Source organism: Rhizobium sp. SG741, from assembly GCF_012275435.1.
Lineage (GTDB): Bacteria > Pseudomonadota > Alphaproteobacteria > Rhizobiales > Rhizobiaceae > Rhizobium > Rhizobium lusitanum.
Genome location: NZ_JAAZQP010000002.1, coordinates 126,588 through 143,008, shown reverse-complemented (window position 1 = coordinate 143,008; position 16,421 = coordinate 126,588). Strand labels below are relative to the sequence as shown.

Below are 16,421 nucleotides of genomic sequence, written 5' to 3'. Positions count from 1 at the left end.
ATCAGCCAGTACGGCGTTGCATGAACAGCGAACGCAGTGCCACAACCACCACGCAAGCACTTGAAACCAGGAAAATGGCGCCCGACATCGCGTAAATCGTCGGGGAGGCGCCAGCATTCATCTTGCCGAACAGCACAACCGGCAGCGTGTTTTGTCGGCCTGCGAGATAGAAGGCGCGTGTAAACTCGTTGAGCGACAGCAGGAACGAAAAGATGAACGCGCTTATGAGACCCGGCCGGACAAGCGGCAGGGTGATATCGTAGAATTGCCGGAAACGGCTTGCGCCGAGATCATCCGCCGCCATCAGATAGGTGCGCTTGACGGCGGCGAAGCTCGTCAGAATGACGATGAAGGCGAACGGCATCGCCCAGAGCAGATGGCCGGCGATCACAGTCAATGCCGATGCTTTCACGCCGGCCCGGCTGAGGACCGTCGAGAGCGCCAGTCCCTGTATGACACCCGGCACGAACATCGGCAAAAGCACCGTCAGAAACCATGCGGTGCGGCCGCGATGAAGCTGGCGGTAAGCAAGTGCTGCGGCCAGCGACAGGGCCGTCGCGATGACCGCCGTCGCAAGTGCGATGATGAGCGATTGGCCGAGCGCGGCGATGAGCGCATGCTCCGAACCGAGCGCTTCGTACCACTTCAAGGTTACATCGGAGAGACGCGGCAATCCCGGCTGCAGCGACGGATTGAACGAGACGCCAAGCAGATAGAGCGGCGGGGCATAGATCACCGCAAGGCCGACCACGGTCAGCGTCCAGATGACGATGCGAGGAGTCGTTCCTTCCCTGACGATCATTGGCCGCGATCCTCAAACAGCGACGCCAGGCCGAATATGGCGTCCCCGATCAGGACCAGCCCGAAGACGACGACCAGCATGAGTGTCGAGATAGCGAAGGCGAGCGGGAAATTGGCGACGCGCATCACATCATTGATCATGACCGAGACGATGGAAGCACCGGCGCCACCGAGCATCTGCACCTCGGTCGAAGAGCCCGCGACCATGACAAAAACAAACAAAAATCCAGCAAAGACGCCGGAATAGGTCAGCGGCAGCAACACCGTGCGCGCCATGGTCCAGAAACCGGCGCCGAGGTCCCTCGCCGCCGCCATCGCAACCGGATCGACGCGGCGCATTGAGAGCAGGATGGGGAAGGCCGCAAACGGCAGATAGGACGCGATCAGCCCGACAATCACGGCGAAGTCGCTGAACAGCAGCCAGTCGAGCGGCGCATCCGTTATCCCAACCTGCTGAAGGAGCGTATTGATGACGCCGGTGCGGCCAAGCAGGAGCCGCCAGGAGAAGGAGCGAATGAGATAGGAGGTGAAGAACGGGATCGTCAGAAGCGCCGCGAGCGCGATCGACAGTCTACGCCCGGCGAGGAAATACATCGCATAGGCAGTGGGGTAGGCGATCACAAGGCAAATGCTGGCCGTCAAAAACGCCTTGCCGAGCGTGGAGAGGAATACACTCCAGCGCCCCGCCTCCAGAATAGAGCCATAAGCGGCAAGGCTGAATTCCGGCTTGATCCAATAGGTTGCGGAATCCCAGGCACAGAAGCTCCAGACCACGACCAGGATCAGTGGCGCAAGGCCAAGCACAAGGATGGCTGCGAGCGGTGCTGCCAGCAATAGACTCAGTGTCTTCATATCCTCGGTCCGCTTCTAAGAGCATCCATCGGCGTTGATCCCCGTCGGCTCGGGGCCGGTCGTCCTCTTTGGAAAGACAGGCCAGCCCCGGTCCATCGCATCACATCAGGCGTTGCGCAGCTTCTGCCACCATTCTTCGTAGAGTTGGAAGTTGTCGGGGCGGCAATTCTGCCAGTAGACCTTCCCGGAGAACTTGGCCTTTACATGGTCGGCAAGCTTGGCCACATCGTCCGCCTTGTATTCGTCCGGATGGGCCTTGGCGTAGGCAAGGTTGTTGTCGGTCGGCACGAGGTAGCCGCGCGCCTTGCCCAATTCGCAGCCGTAGAGACCGGCGAGCAGACTATCGACGAACTTATGGGCAACGTCGGCCTTGCCGCGCCCCGCGGCACCCTTGAGCAGCACCGTGTTGTTGCCCCAGCCTTCATAGCCTTCCACCGGAGCGGCATATTCCACCTGAAGTCCGCGCTTGCGGCCCTCGTAGACGATCGGCTCCCAGCCGGTCATCGCGTCGACTTCCTCGTTGGCCACCAGCTGTACGCCCTGTTCCCAACCGTTCCAGAAGGTGCGGAACTGGCCGTCCTTCTTGTGCTTGATCAGGAATTCCATGACGAGGCCGAGCTCGGATTCCGAAAGGTTGCCGGGATCCTTGATCGGCTTGTTTTCTGCACCCTTGAGGTAGATGGCGGTGAAGATGGCGCTGTTGATCCAGGCGTCTTCCATGGCGACCCGGCCCTTGAGCTTGGGATCGAAGATCACGCCATAGCTGTCGACCTTGCCGAGCTTATCGGGGCGATAGATGATGGAGTCGGCGTTTACCACGGTCGGAATGCCGTATTGCTTTCCCTCGTAGGTCAGTGTCGGAATATCCTTTGCCCACTGCCAGATGCCGGCAAAGTTCGGGATCTTGGAGAGATCCCACGGAGCGATCAGCCCCTGCTTGGCGAGCTCGCGTTCGGCGCCGCCCTGAAAGCCACCGACATCGAAAAGATCGTTGGCGTTGCCGGCGGCAAGACGGGCGACGACGGGACCGACATCGTTGCCATTATCGGTGAATTCGGGCAAAACACCACTCTGGCTTGCAAATTCTTGCCATTTGTCGCCGATATCGAGCGTCGCGGTGGCCCAGAATGCAACCGACGCCTCATCAGCCATGGCGCTGTTGGCACCGAGCCCACCAACGGAAAGCGCGGCCGCACCCGCGCCCATGAGCTTCAGCATGTCGCGGCGTTGCAGATTGCTCCTCAAGGCGGAGGAGGCGGAATTACTGCCTTTGTTCATCGTGTTATTCCCTTCCCTTTTTTCCGAGTATTTCAGCCATTTGGGTTCTACTCATCGCCTCCAGCCAGCGCCGGCATTCCGGAGCGGTCAATCAGAAGTGCTGCACCCGGCTTCAGCCGCACGCGCACCCTCTCACCCGGCATGGGGGGGGTGGTATCCGCACGTGTCGTCACCACCATGCGCTGGCTGTCGGCGAAGGCAAGGGCAACATCATGGCTGAGCCCGCGATAGACGCTTTCTACTACTTTAAGTTCAATTGTATCGGGCTCGCTTTCAACATTCGCGAGAAGTTCTATTCGGTCTGGTCGAATCGCCACGAGGGCATCGGTGGGCTTGGTCCCGGCAAACGTAGCGGTCAGTTTTTGACCTGCGATGACAACCACCGCCCGGTTGTCCGAAATCGAGATGCTCTCCGGCTTCAACAAGGTATCGATGCCGACGAAACGTGCGACGAAAGCATTGGCCGGAGCCTCGAAGAAGCGTGCCGGCGTGTCGATCTGTTCGATGCGGCCGCTGTGCATCACCGCCATGCGATCCGAGAGGCTGAGCGCCTCATCCTGATTGTGGGTGACGAGAATGAATGTCGCGCCGGTGCGCTTGTGGAGCCGCCCGAATTCGTCCCGCATCTGTTGGCGCAAGCGTTCGTCAAGCCCGGTCAGGGGCTCGTCGAGCAACAGGATGCCGGGCTCCATGACAAGCGCGCGGGCAAGCGCCACGCGCTGACGCTGACCGCCGGAAAGGAGATTGACGTCGCGATCCGCGAAACCGGAAAGTTCAACAAGGTCCAGAGCCCCCTCGACCTTGGTCTTCAGCGCAGAACCGGACAGCCCCCGCAATTTCAGCCCGTAGCCGATATTCTGCGCGACGTTCATATGCGGAAACAGCCCAAGCGACTGGAAGACGGTGTTGACCGGCCGGCGATTGGCCGGGACGCCGGCCATGTCCTTGCCATCGAAAAGGACGCGGCCTGATGTCGGCTCGTCGAAGCCACCGATCAGTTTCAACAGCGAACTCTTGCCGCAGCCTGACGAGCCAAGCAGGGTGAAGAACTCCCCTGCGTTCACGTCGAGCGTCACGTCATCGACGGCGCGAAGCGGACCGTAGCTTCTGACGATATGGTCAAGACCGATCGCTATCGCCACGTCAGATACCTCCCCCATCGCGTTCACGAATGAGGAGCAGGCCCTCCTCGCTCACCTCGAGCTCCTGCCCGGCGACCACCAGCGACGTCGAGGTCGGTTCCTCGACGAGGAGCGGGCCTGAGATCTTCTCCAGATACGGCAATTTTGTGCGCTCGTAGACCGGGCAAGGCGTCCATCCGATCGCTCCGCCGAAATAGACCTCTCGCTGGCCCTTTAAGGCAGCGTCCAGCGAGCGGCCGTCAGGCTTCAATTTCGGAATGGCGATGACCGGGCCGCGCAACACCGCCTCAAGATGGATCATGGTGATCTCGATCGCCGAGGCCGGAAGGCGGAAGGCATAAGCGCGCTCATGAGCGGCATGATACCGCTCGGCAAAACTTTCAGTGTCATCGCCGGGTTCGAACAGGGCGAAGACGCCGTGCTCCTGGCCACGATAGCGGGCTTCGACGCGGCAGGTGTACCGTATGTCGGCCGCAGCGCCCTTGGCGAAGTAGGTGACCGCCTCACGCTTCAATCCATCGAAACGGCGCTTCAGCTCATTGATCGCCTCCGGTTCAAGGGGCGAGAACCAGGTACCGCGGAAATCGGCGCGCGGTTCGGCCGCCAGCATTCCCCAGGCCGAGAAGATGCCGGGATGCGGCGGCACCACCGTCACTTTCACCCCGAGATCGCGCCCGAGGCGGGAGGCAAGCGCGGGTCCGGCGCCGCCGGAAATCACAAAGGCAGCGTCGCGCGGATCATGTCCGCGTTGGACCGTCACGAGTTTGAGCGCATTGATCATCGAAGCGTGGGCGATCTCGACGATGGCGAGCGCTGCATCCTCCACGGATAACCCAAGCGGCTCAGCCACGGTTGCGATTGCCGCGACCGCCTTGTCCTTGTCGAGCTGCATCTGCCCATCCGCAAAGCTTGCCGGATCGAAAATGCCAAGCGTGAGCAGGGCATCGGAGAGGGTCGGCTTATCTCCGCCCCGACCGTAACAGGCGGGCCCAGGCATCGAGCCTGCGCTTTCCGGCCCCACGCAAAGCGCGCCGCGCTCGTCGATACGGGCGATGGAACCACCGCCTGCGCCGATTTCGACGATATCGACGACCGGCACCTGCACGGGGTAGCCGGGTGCAATGCGGGTATGCTCAAGCTTGTATTCGCTATCGAGCGTCGGGCGGCTGTCATGGATCAATGAGCATTTTGCCGTCGTGCCGCCGACATCGAGCGAAAGTATTTCCGATTCGCCAAGCACCGCGCCAATGCGCGCCGCTCCAGCCACCCCGCCGGCCGGGCCGGATTCGACGAGCGTCAACGGGCTCATCTGCGCCTGATCGAATGTCGAGATGCCTCCGTTGGATTGCATGGCGTAATAGGGGCAGGTGAGATCGCGCTCGGTCAATGCGCTTTCGAGGCGCGCGAAGTAGCGTTTGATGATCGGCTGCACATAGGCGTTCAGCACAGTCGTATTGGAGCGCTCATACTCACGCCACTGACGGGAAACCTCATGGCTCGCGCAGACGGTCGCATCCGGCAGGGCGTCGGCCAGTGCCCTGGCACAAAGGATCTCGTGTTCGGGATTGACGTAGCTATGCAGGAAGACGACCGCCACCGCCTCCACATTACGGGCGCGGCATTCGCGGATGATGGGCTCGAGATCGTCAAGCACGATCGGGGTCAATACCCGGCCCTTGGCATCCAGGCGCTCACGGACTTCGAAGCGCAGGCTGCGCGGCACGAAGGGCTCCGGGCTCTTGAAATGCAGATTATAGAGATCGGGCCGATTTCCACGGCCGATTTCCAGCACATCGCGAAAACCGGCTGTCGTCACAAGCGCCGTCTTGACGCCCTTGCGCTCAGTGATCGCATTGATGACCGTCGTCCCGCCATGGGCGAAGAAGATCACGTCGCGGGTGGAAAGCCCGTCCTTCTGTTCGGCAAGCTCGATGGCCGAGAGCACCCCTTCGGACTGATCGGGAATGGTTGTCAGGCTCTTGGCGGTGAAAACCTCGCCGGTGCGCTCGTCGTAGCCGACGAGGTCGGTAAAGGTACCTCCCACATCCGTCGCCAATCTGATCATACCGCCACCCTCTCTTCAAATCCGTACCGGCTTTTCGCCTCCTCCTTCGTGATGTAGCCGTTCTCGACATCGCGCCGGACGCTCTCGGCCTCACGAGCGCCTGCCTCGCCCCAGCCGCCGCCGCCGCCGGTAATGATGCGCACGAGATCGCCACGCTTGAGCGCGATATCCGGCTCGCGGCCAAAATTCCGTGTCAGGCCGTCGCGATCCTCCACCTGCAGGAGATTGGGAGTGCCGGGTGCGCCTCCTTCAACTCCCCAGGGGGGAGTTTGTGTCCGCCCGAAGCTGCAATAGGCAGATGCGCCGTCTTCGAGCACTTCATAGTCGCGGATGACTCCGAAGCCGCCGCGACGGCGGCCCGCGCCTGAGCCACCCTCGACATTGAGGGCATAGCGGCGCACGAGCAGCGGGAAACGCGCCTCGATGACCTCGACCGAGTAATTGTAGGTATCGCCGTCGGTGAGGGCGATCAAGGCATTTGCACCATCCGCATCCTCGCTCGCGCCCCAGCCGCCATGCTGCGGCTCGATATGGATGAAGGGTTGGCCCGCCGCATCCCTGCCGGCGAGATAGACGACGCAGAGGCTTGTATAGGACCCCGCCGAAAACCGTTCCGGCATGAGCCCGGCAAGGGCCTTCCACACAAGTTCGGAGGCATGAACCGAGCCTTCGTAATACCAGCCGGTCGGCGACGGCTTTTCCGCCGTGAAAACCGACCCCCGTGGCGCAACGACGGTGAGAGGCCGAAACCAGCCTTCGTTGGAGGGGGCCTGCGGCGCCACCAATGCCTTGAATATGGTGCGCACAGCCGATTGCAGCGCGCCCGCCGCACAATTGATCGGACCGGCAACGGCCGGCGGGCAACCGGTGAAGTCAGCGGTCAGTTGGTCGCCCGCAATCGTCACCGCAACCCTGACTGCGATGGGATCGGTGGTCACGCCATCCCCATCGATGATATCCTCGGCTTCATAGGTCCCGTCAGGCAAGGCGGCAATGGCGGCGCGCGCCTGCTTTTCGCTCACCGTCAGGAGATGATCGAACGCGGCCTCGACGACATCGACGCCATATTTCCGGGCAAGTTCTTCCATCCGGCGCGCAGCGACCCGAACAGTTGCCACCTGTGCCGTCAGATCGCCGATGGCAATGTCGGGCAGGCGGACGTTTTCACGGATGATGCGGAGGATTTCGCCGGAGAAGCGGTCGCCACGCACCACCTTGACGCCGGGCAATCTCAGCCCTTCCTGAAAGACCGAGACGGCATTGGGCGCAAGCGAGCCGGGAACCGAGCCGCCGACATCGAGATAATGGGCAACATTGATGGCATAAGCCAAAATCCGACCATCGAAGAAGATCGGCTTGACGATGGCAAAATCGCAGGCATGCGTGCCGCCGGAATAGGGATCGTTCGTGAGCAGGATGTCCCCGTCCTCGAGATCCTCGCCATAGAGTGCGATCAGAGATTTGACCTGCGTGCCGAAAGTACCGGTGAACAGCGTGATGCCGTTCATCTGCGCGACCAGTTCCCCGGTGTGCGTCAGGAGACCGCAGGCGAAATCGAGCACCTCGTAGATTACCGGGCTCATCGAAGTTCTGGCCATCACCACGCCCATCTCATCGACGGTTGCAGTCAGCTTGCCTTCGATGATCTCCTGGGTCACGGGATCGACAGTGGTCACGAAGCACCCCTCAACGCTATGTTATTAAAACATAGATTAGGGATGAATTGATCACCTCGATAGCCTTCCTGATGGGTGGGCGAGCCGCAATCCATATCCTACCCATTCAGGTGGGTTAACGACTTAGGATACCTTTGTCACGCGCCACGGACACCGCCGCAGTCCGGGTCGAGACATTGAGCTTGGCGAAGATATTGCGCAGATGGAACTTGATCGTGTTGTCGGAGAGCTTAAGGGCGCGGCCGATTTCCTTGTTGGAAAGTCCGGCGCTCAGCAGTTCCATCACCTTGCGCTCGCGGCTGGTAAAGCCGGACATATCCTCGCCGGCCGATGCGTGCTGCGCCTCATCGGCGACCACAAGCAAGGATTCGAGCCGCTTGCGGGTAATATCCGCGACGGCCGGATGATCGGCGAGCACACGAAGATCGGCGAGCCGCACCGCGTGCTCGAGATGGAGGAGCGTGCGGTAATCAGCAAGCGGCATCGTCAACACGAGATCGGAAAGGTGGGTCGCGGCCAGATCGGCACGGCCCTCGGCTGTGAGAAGCCCGATCTCGATGAGCTCGAGCTCAATGGCGCGCAGGGTATGCGGGCGCTGAGCCTGGCGCGTGATCAGCCGATTGAAAACGTCGCGTGCCTTCGAAGGTTCGCCGAGCGCCAGATAAGCGCGTGTCCAGAAGAGCGATGGGGTCACGCCACGCAGATGGATTGACAATGCATTGGCACGATCCGAGGCCTCAGCCTGCGCGCCGAAGCCGTTGGCCTCGGCATGGCGGATCGCCTGATCCAGATCGCCCGACGCCAACAAAAGCAGGGCCCGCTCGCCATCGACCAAGCGGATGAGCCTATCGAAGCCACGGCGGCGTGCAACCGCGCGAACGCGATCCATGGCGGCGTGGGCGGCAAGATGGTCCCCGCGCATGCGCAGGATCCGCTGTTCAGCCATGAAGCCGGCGGCAAGAAGATCAAACCAGGTGTCGTGACGTTCAAGATGCGGCAGCGCCCAGCCCAGCGTTTCCGCTGCCGCTTCCGTATCGCCGCGGATGGAAAGAAGCTCGGCCTTCAGCACCTGGCCGACGGCATCGAGGTCGCTACCGGGGCCGATATTGGTCTGCGCTTCGCGGATCAGCTGGTCATAGGCCGAAATCGCGCTCGCGCAATCTCCCGAGAGAAAGGAGGCCTGACCGACATGGGTGTAGAGATGCATCGCGCCGAAATCGGCACCGCCGTCGCGAAAGGCGCGGATGGCAAGCTGACCATAGTGCAATGCGCGGTCGAGCTCGCTGCGGATCAGGAAATTGTATGAGAGCATGTTCAGCGCGAGCGCCCGATGGATAAGCTCCACGCCGTCCGGCCGCTGCAAGTCGTCCTCGAGCGCCGAAAGATCGGCCGCACTTGCCCAACGATCCATGTAGAGCGCCATGAGAATGCGCACGACACGGAGATCCTTCGCCAGCGTCTCGTCAGCGACAACAGCACGCTCCGCTATGGCGATATAATGGTTGGCGGCGTCGAGCTGCGCCGCCTTGGCGCAGAAAATCGCAAGCCCGAGGGTCGCAAGCGGAAAGCGACCAAGATCGATCTCGGCAGCGCGCCCGCTCAGCGCCTGGAAGAGCGTTGCGCCGCCGCGTGTGGTGGCGTAGATGCGCCGCCAGCCGCCGGCAGTTTCGACGATGCGCGCCGCGAGATTGGCGTCATCCGCGAGAAGCGCGTGCTGGACCGCCCTCTCGATATCACCCTGAGCTTCGAACCAGCGCGCCGCCCGGTTCAGCGTGCGCTTGGCATCAACACCCCTCCGGCTGGCGGTTTCCTTCAGGAACGCGTTGAAGACCGGATGATAACGCATCCAGTTGCCGGGTCCGGCAAGCAGGGTGACGGGAAGGGCGTGCTGGTTCAGCCGTTCGATGAGGCCCGCGCGCGCTCCACCTTCCAACACCGCCTCGAGCAGACCACGATTGAAGGCAGGCAAGGCGGCGGTCTCGATCAGAAACAGGCGGATGTCCTCAGGCAAGTGTTCAAACACCTGCTCCGAGAGATAGGAGCCCATGTCGGCACTCCCGCCGTCGAACGAGGCCAGAATGGAATACCCTTCGTCCACTTCCGAAACCAGCAGGCTCACCATCTGCAGCGCCACGGCCCAGCCCTCGGTCCGGCGATTGAAGGAGCCGACCTGCTCTTCGGTCAGATGGATACCCTTGCAGGCAAAGAATTCCCGCGCCTCGGAATCGGAAAAGCCGAGTTCGGCAATACCAAACTGCTTGAATTCGCCGCTGAGCCGCAACGCAGAAAGGGGAAAGCGCGGCGGGCTGCGCGTCACCAGCACCAGTTTGACGTGGCTGAGCGAGGGATCGGCGAGGATCTTCGCCATCAGCGCCTCGGTCGCATCCGTCTGAGCGAAATGATAATCGTCGAGGAAGACGATGACGGGGCCCTCGAGCTTGCGCAGGCGCGTCGCAAGGACGGAAAGAAGCGCGCTTGCCGGCAGATTGCCGGCGTCGCCGCCGTCCTCGGCCAGAAGCGGCTCCAGCGCATCGATGAGGGCAAGAAGAAAGGTGGCCTGATCCATATGCTCGGCATCAAGCGAGGCCCAGCAGAGACTGACACCTTCCTCCTTCAGTAGCTTGTACCATTGCGCCGCAAGCGAGGTCTTGCCGTAACCGGCAGGCGCCACGATGGTCGTCAGCCGACGCAGTCCGGCGCGCTGAAGCTGCCGCAACAGATCGCCGCGCTTGATGGTTTGCTGTCCGCTTGTTGGGGGAGCAAATCGGTTCTGTCCACTCATGGGGCGCGATGATGCGGACTTGGCAGGCTCTTGGCAAGTCAAGCTAAACCTCGTCTCTTAGTTGTCCCCTGTGGGGCAAATCTGGAAACGATTTCAGTCATTGCGCATGCTTCGAGGAAGACGATCGACAGAGATCGGTCTCGCTTACCACACAGCGGGCTTCGATGGCGGACCCGCCGAAACGGGACCGTCATCGCTTCATCGTATCAATAGATCTCCGGCACGTACATTTCCAGCGGCACCGGCGTGCGATGATAGTCGGCATTGCGCATGCGCTCGGGCAGGATGATTTCCGGCTTCGGCACATTTTCATAGGGGATCTGGGTGAGGAGATGCGCGATGCAGTTGAGGCGCGCCTTCTTCTTGTCGACGGCGTGCACGACCCACCACGGCGCTTCCGGAATGTGAGTACGTTCCAGCATCTCTTCCTTGGCCTTGGTATATTCCTCCCAGTGCACGCGGCTCTGGAGGTCCATCGGTGACAGTTTCCATTGTTTCAACGGATCCTGAATGCGCATGCCGAAACGGAATTCCTGCTCCTCGTCGGTGATCGAGAACCAGTATTTGATGAGAATGATGCCAGAGCGTACCAGCATGCGCTCGAAATCGGGAACAGAGCGGAAAAATTCTTCGAGCTCCTCCGATGTGCAGAAACCCATGACGCGCTCGACGCCGGCGCGGTTATACCAGCTGCGGTCGAACAGCACCATTTCGCCGGCGGTCGGCAGATGGGCCGTGTAGCGCTGGAAATACCATTGATGACGCTCGCGCTCCGACGGCGCCGGCAGCGCGACCACGCGGCAGACGCGCGGATTGAGGCGCTGCGTGACCCGCTTGATGGCGCCGCCCTTACCGGCGGAATCGCGGCCCTCGAACAGCACGACAACCTTGAGCTTCTTGTATTGCACCCAGTCCTGCAGGCGCACGAGTTCGTGCTGGAGGCGAAAGAGCTCGCGGAAATAGATCCTGCGGTCGAGCGAGGGGCCGGTCTCGTCACCCATCCCCTCGGCAACCAGCTCGTCCAGGCGATCTTCCTCGAGCTGCATCTCCAGTTCTTCGTCGAAGCTATCGACAATCTCGTCCTTGATGCGGTTGAGCCGATCCTGGGTCTCTTCGGTCATTGCGCGCTTCCTGCTCTGTTTTCCTATTGATGTTGAAATATTCGACCGGAAGGAGCCAGCGCGCTCGCGCTCACTCAAGTCGCGGTATTACTCGGCAGTCCAGCCGCCATCGACGGAAAGCGTCGTGCCGGTGATCTGCTTGGCCGCGTCGCTGCACAGAAATACGGCGACAGCGGCAATTTCATCCACGGTGACGAATTCCTTCGTCGGTTGGGCGGCGAGCAGCACGTCGTGCTTGACCTGCTCTTCCGTCATGTTGCGTGCCTTCATCGTCTCTGGGATCTGCTTTTCGACCAGCGGCGTCCAGACGTAACCCGGCGCGATCGCATTGACGGTGACGCCATCCCGCGCAGCTTCCAAAGCGATCGTCTTGGTCAGGCCGGTGATCCCGTGCTTGGCCGAGACATAGGCCGACTTGAAAGGCGAGGCGACCAGCGCATGCGCCGAGGACGTGTTGATGATGCGGCCCCACTTGCGGGCCTTCATGCCGGGAATGGCGGCCTTGATCGCGTAGAAGGCGGCGAGAAGATTGATGCGGATGATCGCTTCCCATTTGTCATCCGGGAATTCCTCGATCGGGGCGACAAACTGGATGCCGGCATTGTTGACGAGAACATCGAGGCTGCCGAAGGCTTTCTCGGCATCGCGCACCATTGAGGTCACTTCCTCGCCGTTCATCATGTTGGCGCCGGAATAGCGGCACTTCACGCCGAAATCGGCTTCGATCGCTGCGCGTTCCCTCTCGATCGCGTCGGCATCGCCGAGACCGTTGATCGTAACGTTCGCACCTTCGGCGGCAAAGGCGCGCGCAATCGCAAGCCCGATGCCGCTCGTCGAACCAGTGACCAGCGCATTCTTCGAAGTCAACGAACCCATAATGCAACTCCCGCAATCTCTATGACATGGTTGAGTAAATGGAAAATGCCGAGATGAGCGCACACTGCCAGTGTCATATGTCGCTTTGATAACAGATCCGACGGCCAGTCGGCGGCAACTATCCGGCAACTGACATTTCACTGTCATGCAACCATGCAAGTTTTCGCCGCTACGCCCGGCGGTTTTCTCCAACTGTGGAAAAATGCGATGAAGGTCGAAGACATTCTCAAGCATGCCTATGCGATGCCGTTGACCAATCCTTCCTATCCTCCCGGACCCTATCGGTTTTTCAATCGCGAATACATCATCATAACCTATCGCACCACGCGCGAGGCACTGCAGGCCGTGGTGCCGGAGCCGCTCGAAATCGACGAGCCGCTGGTGAAATACGAATTCATCCGCATGCCCCACTCCACCGGCTTCGGCGACTATACGGAGACCGGGCAGGTCATCCCGGTCAGATATCGGGGCCAGGCTGGCGGCTACGTCCATTCCATGTATCTGGACGACGATGCGCCGATCACCGGCGGCCGCGAGATCTGGGGCTTCCCGAAGAAACTCGCCAATCCAAAGATCGTCAACGAAGGCGAGGTCATCGTCGGCACGCTGCATTACGGCAGCGTGCTGTGCGCGACGGGAACGATGGGCTACAAGCACAAGCCGGTAGAGCAGGCACCGTTGCTTGCCGCTCTGTCCGAGCCCAATTTCCTGATCAAGATCGTGCCGCATGTCGACGCCACGCCGCGCATCTGCGAGCTCGTGCGCTACTACCTGACCGATATCACCATCAAGGAAGCCTGGACTTCGCCCGCCGCCCTCGATCTCAGGCCGCATGTGATGGCGGACGTGGCGCGGCTGCCGGTTCTGGAAGTGGTCTCGGCCGTCCATTTCACCGCGGATCTGACGCTCGGGCTCGGCGAAGTCGTTCACGACTATCTCGCCGAGCGCAGGTAACAGAGCCTTATCTTTCCCTTTGCTGGAGATGCACCGTGCTCGAACGAAACGCCAAAGCCGCAGTGCCGACGATCCCCGAAATTGCCACGCAATATGATCGTGTCGCCCTGGTATTTCAGGGCGGCGGCGCGCTCGGTGCCTATCAGGCTGGCGTCTATCAGGCTCTGGCGGAGGCGGGATGCGAGCCAACATGGCTTTCCGGCGTGTCCATCGGCGCCGTCAACGCGGCCATCATCGCCGGCAACGAGCCGCGCCACCGCCTGCAGCGCCTCGAACAGTTCTGGCAGATCATTTCCGGCCGCAAGATCTGGGCCTACACGCCGGAAGGCGACGTCTTCCGCGACATCCGCAACCGCACCAGCTCATGGATGACCATGACGATGGGGCAGCCCGGCTTCTTCAAGCCGCGCTTCCCCAATCCATGGCTCGAACTGCCGGGCGCAGAGGGCGCTACCAGCTTCTATGATTCCGCCGAACTGAAGAAAACGCTGGAGATGCTGATCGATTTCGACGTGCTGAACGACGGCAAGAAGCGCTTCAGCGTCGGCGCGGTCAATGTCAGGACGGGCAACTTCGTCTATTTCGACACCGACAATCTGCGCATCGAACCGGAACACATCATGGCGAGCGGCGCGCTGCCGCCCGCCTTGCCGGCCGTCCGCATCGAAGGTGAATATTATTGGAACGGCGGCATCGTCTCCAATACTCCGCTGCAATATCTGCTCGACCAGGACGAGGATCGCAGCTCGCTGGTTTTCCAGGTCGATCTGTTCAGCGCCCGCGGCGTGTTGCCGCGCAGCATGCCGGACGTGCTGTCGCGCCACAAGGATATCATGTATTCAAGCCGCACCCGGCAGAACACCGACAATTTCAAGCGTATCCACGGGCTGAAGATGAAGCTGCTCGGCGCTCTGAAGCGCGTCCCGAAGGACCAGCTGACCCCGGAAGAGGAAGAGTTGATCATCGACTATTCCGATGCCGGCGTGGTCAACATCGTCCACCTGATCTATCAGCACAAGAACTACGAGGGCCACGCCAAGGACTATGAATTCTCCGGCACCTCGATGCGCGAACATTGGGACATGGGCCTCGAGGACACCAAGCGCACACTGCGCCATACCGAATGGCTGCTGCCGCCCCTCGGCGACGACGCCGTTGCGATCCACGACCTGCATCGCGAAGACCCGGTCTGAGACGGCACCGTTTTGGTGCCTATGCGCTCGTGAGCATCACGACTTCCGTTCTGATCCGGGCGTCGTCGATTTCCACGATCCGATAGCCGAACGCGCCGGTATCCACCCGAAGCGGGTCGGAATGCTTAATGATTTGATAGGAAACAGCCGGCGTGGCGAACTGGCTGATATTCGCTTGGCGGACCTCGTCTATCATGTGGTAATGACCGCAAAATACCGATAGCTCGCAATCGGTGCGGGAAAGAAGCAGCGTCTTGACCTCATCCCGGTCACGCAAGGCGACGCCAGACTGCTCCAGGGGCGTATCGATCGCAAGGACCGGATGATGCACAAAGAGCGCTGCCTTGCTTACGCCATCGAGTTCACGGGCAAGCCAGGCGCGCTGATCGTCGCCCAGCACGTTATCGGACGAATCAAGAAAGATGCGTTTCAGATGTCCGCTATTGTGTGAAAAGCACATCTTTCCTTCGACGGCACCATCGTCCATGCGACAATGTTGCACGACGTTGGGATAGGTATCGTGGTTGCCGAGGATGATGGACACTTTGAAATCATAGCCGCCCAGAATCTCGAAAAAACCCCCAACCGATTCCTGCGTCCCGATATCGCCACCAAATACGACATCAGAGATGCCCTTGCAGGCGATATCGTCGAGAACTAACCGAAGATGGTCCTCATGCTCTCGAGGCTCGTCGAGATAGCGCATTTTGGTGCCGGCCATTTCGGCTCCCATCGTCAGTTTCTGGCCGAGGTGAGCGTCGGTTAAGTGAGCGATAACAGTTCTGGTCATTGCCGGACCTCAATTCGAGAAGATGGTTGTGGTGTTCAGAGTCGTGATCTAACACCGCAACCTATGATGCCGACCCAACTCGATGCTTCGACCCGTGTCGAAGCGTGCGAACATCTTTCCTGCTAAGATGGCGGCTGACCTCAGGAGCCACGATGATGAACCAACAGCCGAATATTGCCGCCGCAGCCTTTCTGATTGCTGATTCCGCTCGCGCCGTCATGCTCACCGCGTTGCTCGACGGACGCGCGCGGCCGGCTGGTGAGCTGGCCTATTGCGCCGGCGTGACCGCGCAGACGGCCAGCTCGCATCTGAGCAAACTGCTGGCGGGCGGCATGCTAACGGTCGAAACGGAAGGGCGTCACCGTTACTATCGCCTGGCCGGCTCTCATGTGGCCCTTGTTCTCGAAAACCTCGCCTCCATAGGACCGAGGGAACCTGTTCGCCGAAGAGCGCTCACGCATGACGCACAAAAACTCCAGTTTGCGCGCTGCTGCTACGACCATCTGGCCGGCCGCGTCGGCGTGGCGGTCGCCTGCGGGCTGCAAGAGCGAGGCTTTCTCGTTGCGGCATCCGATAAACAATTCGAGGTAACGCAAGCCGGCGCGGATTGGTTTGCATGCGTTGGCCTCGAGGTCGCGGCGGTCAAGCCGGGCCGGCGCGGTCTCGCCCGGCAATGCCTCGATTGGACGGAGCGGCAATACCATCTCGCCGGCCCGCTCGGCGTTCGATTCACCGATCTTCTTTGCACCAAGGGGTGGATACGGCGCGCAAAGTCGTCCCGCGCCGTCGAGGTCACGCCTATGGGATGGATAGGGCTGAAAAAGCATTTCGGCATTGAGGAGCAGATATTGAAGGTATCCGTCGATCATACCGTATAGCGGGCGGAGCCCA

The 16,421-nt window shown here is 61.0% G+C and carries 13 protein-coding genes; 3 read left to right on the top strand and 10 right to left on the bottom strand.

Going from position 1 to position 16,421, the window contains the following annotated elements; all coding sequences use genetic code 11:
* Position 1 precedes the first annotated feature (1 nt).
* The 9 genes from FHT29_RS06060 to FHT29_RS06020 all read right to left on the bottom strand — a co-directional run bounded on the left by FHT29_RS06060 (position 2) and on the right by FHT29_RS06020 (position 12,593).
* Positions 2–802: an ABC transporter permease gene (locus tag FHT29_RS06060; protein ID WP_047558719.1), complete on the bottom strand. Its 801-nt coding sequence runs from the start codon at positions 800–802 to the stop codon at positions 2–4.
* Positions 799–1,653: an ABC transporter permease gene (locus tag FHT29_RS06055; RefSeq protein ID WP_168599359.1), complete on the bottom strand. Its 855-nt coding sequence runs from the start codon at positions 1,651–1,653 to the stop codon at positions 799–801. The genes FHT29_RS06060 and FHT29_RS06055 overlap by 4 nt, the downstream gene beginning before the upstream one ends.
* Positions 1,654–1,758: 105 nt before the next feature.
* Positions 1,759–2,931 carry an extracellular solute-binding protein gene (locus FHT29_RS06050; protein ID WP_168599358.1) on the bottom strand — a complete coding sequence of 391 codons (1,173 nt, stop codon included), beginning with the start codon at positions 2,929–2,931 and terminating at the stop codon, positions 1,759–1,761.
* 47 nt (positions 2,932–2,978) lie between these two features.
* The gene (locus FHT29_RS06045) at positions 2,979–4,073 is read right to left on the bottom strand and encodes an ABC transporter ATP-binding protein (RefSeq protein WP_168599357.1); all 1,095 of its coding nucleotides are present in this window, start codon (positions 4,071–4,073) and stop codon (positions 2,979–2,981) included.
* A 1-nt stretch (position 4,074) separates the two neighbouring features.
* Entirely contained in the window at positions 4,075–6,138 is a 2,064-nt protein-coding gene (locus tag FHT29_RS06040) for a hydantoinase/oxoprolinase family protein (RefSeq protein WP_168596262.1), read from the bottom strand.
* Positions 6,135–7,814 (bottom strand): hydantoinase B/oxoprolinase family protein, encoded by a 1,680-nt coding sequence (locus FHT29_RS06035; RefSeq protein ID WP_168599356.1) that lies wholly within the window; start codon positions 7,812–7,814, stop codon positions 6,135–6,137. Before FHT29_RS06035 ends, FHT29_RS06040 begins: the two co-directional genes overlap by 4 nt.
* Before the next feature lie 115 nt (positions 7,815–7,929).
* On the bottom strand, positions 7,930–10,596 hold the full coding sequence (locus tag FHT29_RS06030) for a LuxR C-terminal-related transcriptional regulator (protein WP_168599355.1): 2,667 nt from the start codon (positions 10,594–10,596) through the stop codon (positions 7,930–7,932).
* A gap of 206 nt (positions 10,597–10,802) precedes the next feature.
* The gene (gene ppk2, locus FHT29_RS06025) at positions 10,803–11,717 is read right to left on the bottom strand and encodes a polyphosphate kinase 2 (RefSeq protein WP_037192980.1); all 915 of its coding nucleotides are present in this window, start codon (positions 11,715–11,717) and stop codon (positions 10,803–10,805) included.
* A gap of 87 nt (positions 11,718–11,804) precedes the next feature.
* Positions 11,805–12,593: a 3-hydroxybutyrate dehydrogenase gene (locus tag FHT29_RS06020; protein ID WP_168599354.1), complete on the bottom strand. Its 789-nt coding sequence runs from the start codon at positions 12,591–12,593 to the stop codon at positions 11,805–11,807.
* A 207-nt stretch (positions 12,594–12,800) separates the two neighbouring features.
* On the opposite strand from FHT29_RS06020, the gene FHT29_RS06015 reads away from it, so the two are divergent.
* Together FHT29_RS06015 and FHT29_RS06010 are read left to right on the top strand one after the other, a co-directional pair.
* Positions 12,801–13,547 carry an acetoacetate decarboxylase gene (locus FHT29_RS06015; RefSeq protein ID WP_168599353.1) on the top strand — a complete coding sequence of 249 codons (747 nt, stop codon included), beginning with the start codon at positions 12,801–12,803 and terminating at the stop codon, positions 13,545–13,547.
* Positions 13,548–13,582: 35 nt separating this feature from the next.
* Positions 13,583–14,740, top strand: coding sequence for a patatin-like phospholipase family protein (locus FHT29_RS06010; protein ID WP_168599352.1), 1,158 nt, complete (start codon positions 13,583–13,585; stop codon positions 14,738–14,740).
* 19 nt (positions 14,741–14,759) lie between these two features.
* On the opposite strand, the gene FHT29_RS06005 is transcribed toward FHT29_RS06010, so the two are convergent.
* Positions 14,760–15,530, bottom strand: coding sequence for a metallophosphoesterase (locus FHT29_RS06005; protein WP_168599351.1), 771 nt, complete (start codon positions 15,528–15,530; stop codon positions 14,760–14,762).
* Between the two features lie 155 nt (positions 15,531–15,685).
* Between FHT29_RS06005 and FHT29_RS06000 the strand changes: the two genes are divergently transcribed.
* On the top strand, positions 15,686–16,408 hold the full coding sequence (locus FHT29_RS06000) for a winged helix-turn-helix domain-containing protein (RefSeq protein WP_174157110.1): 723 nt from the start codon (positions 15,686–15,688) through the stop codon (positions 16,406–16,408).
* Positions 16,409–16,421 lie beyond the last annotated feature (13 nt).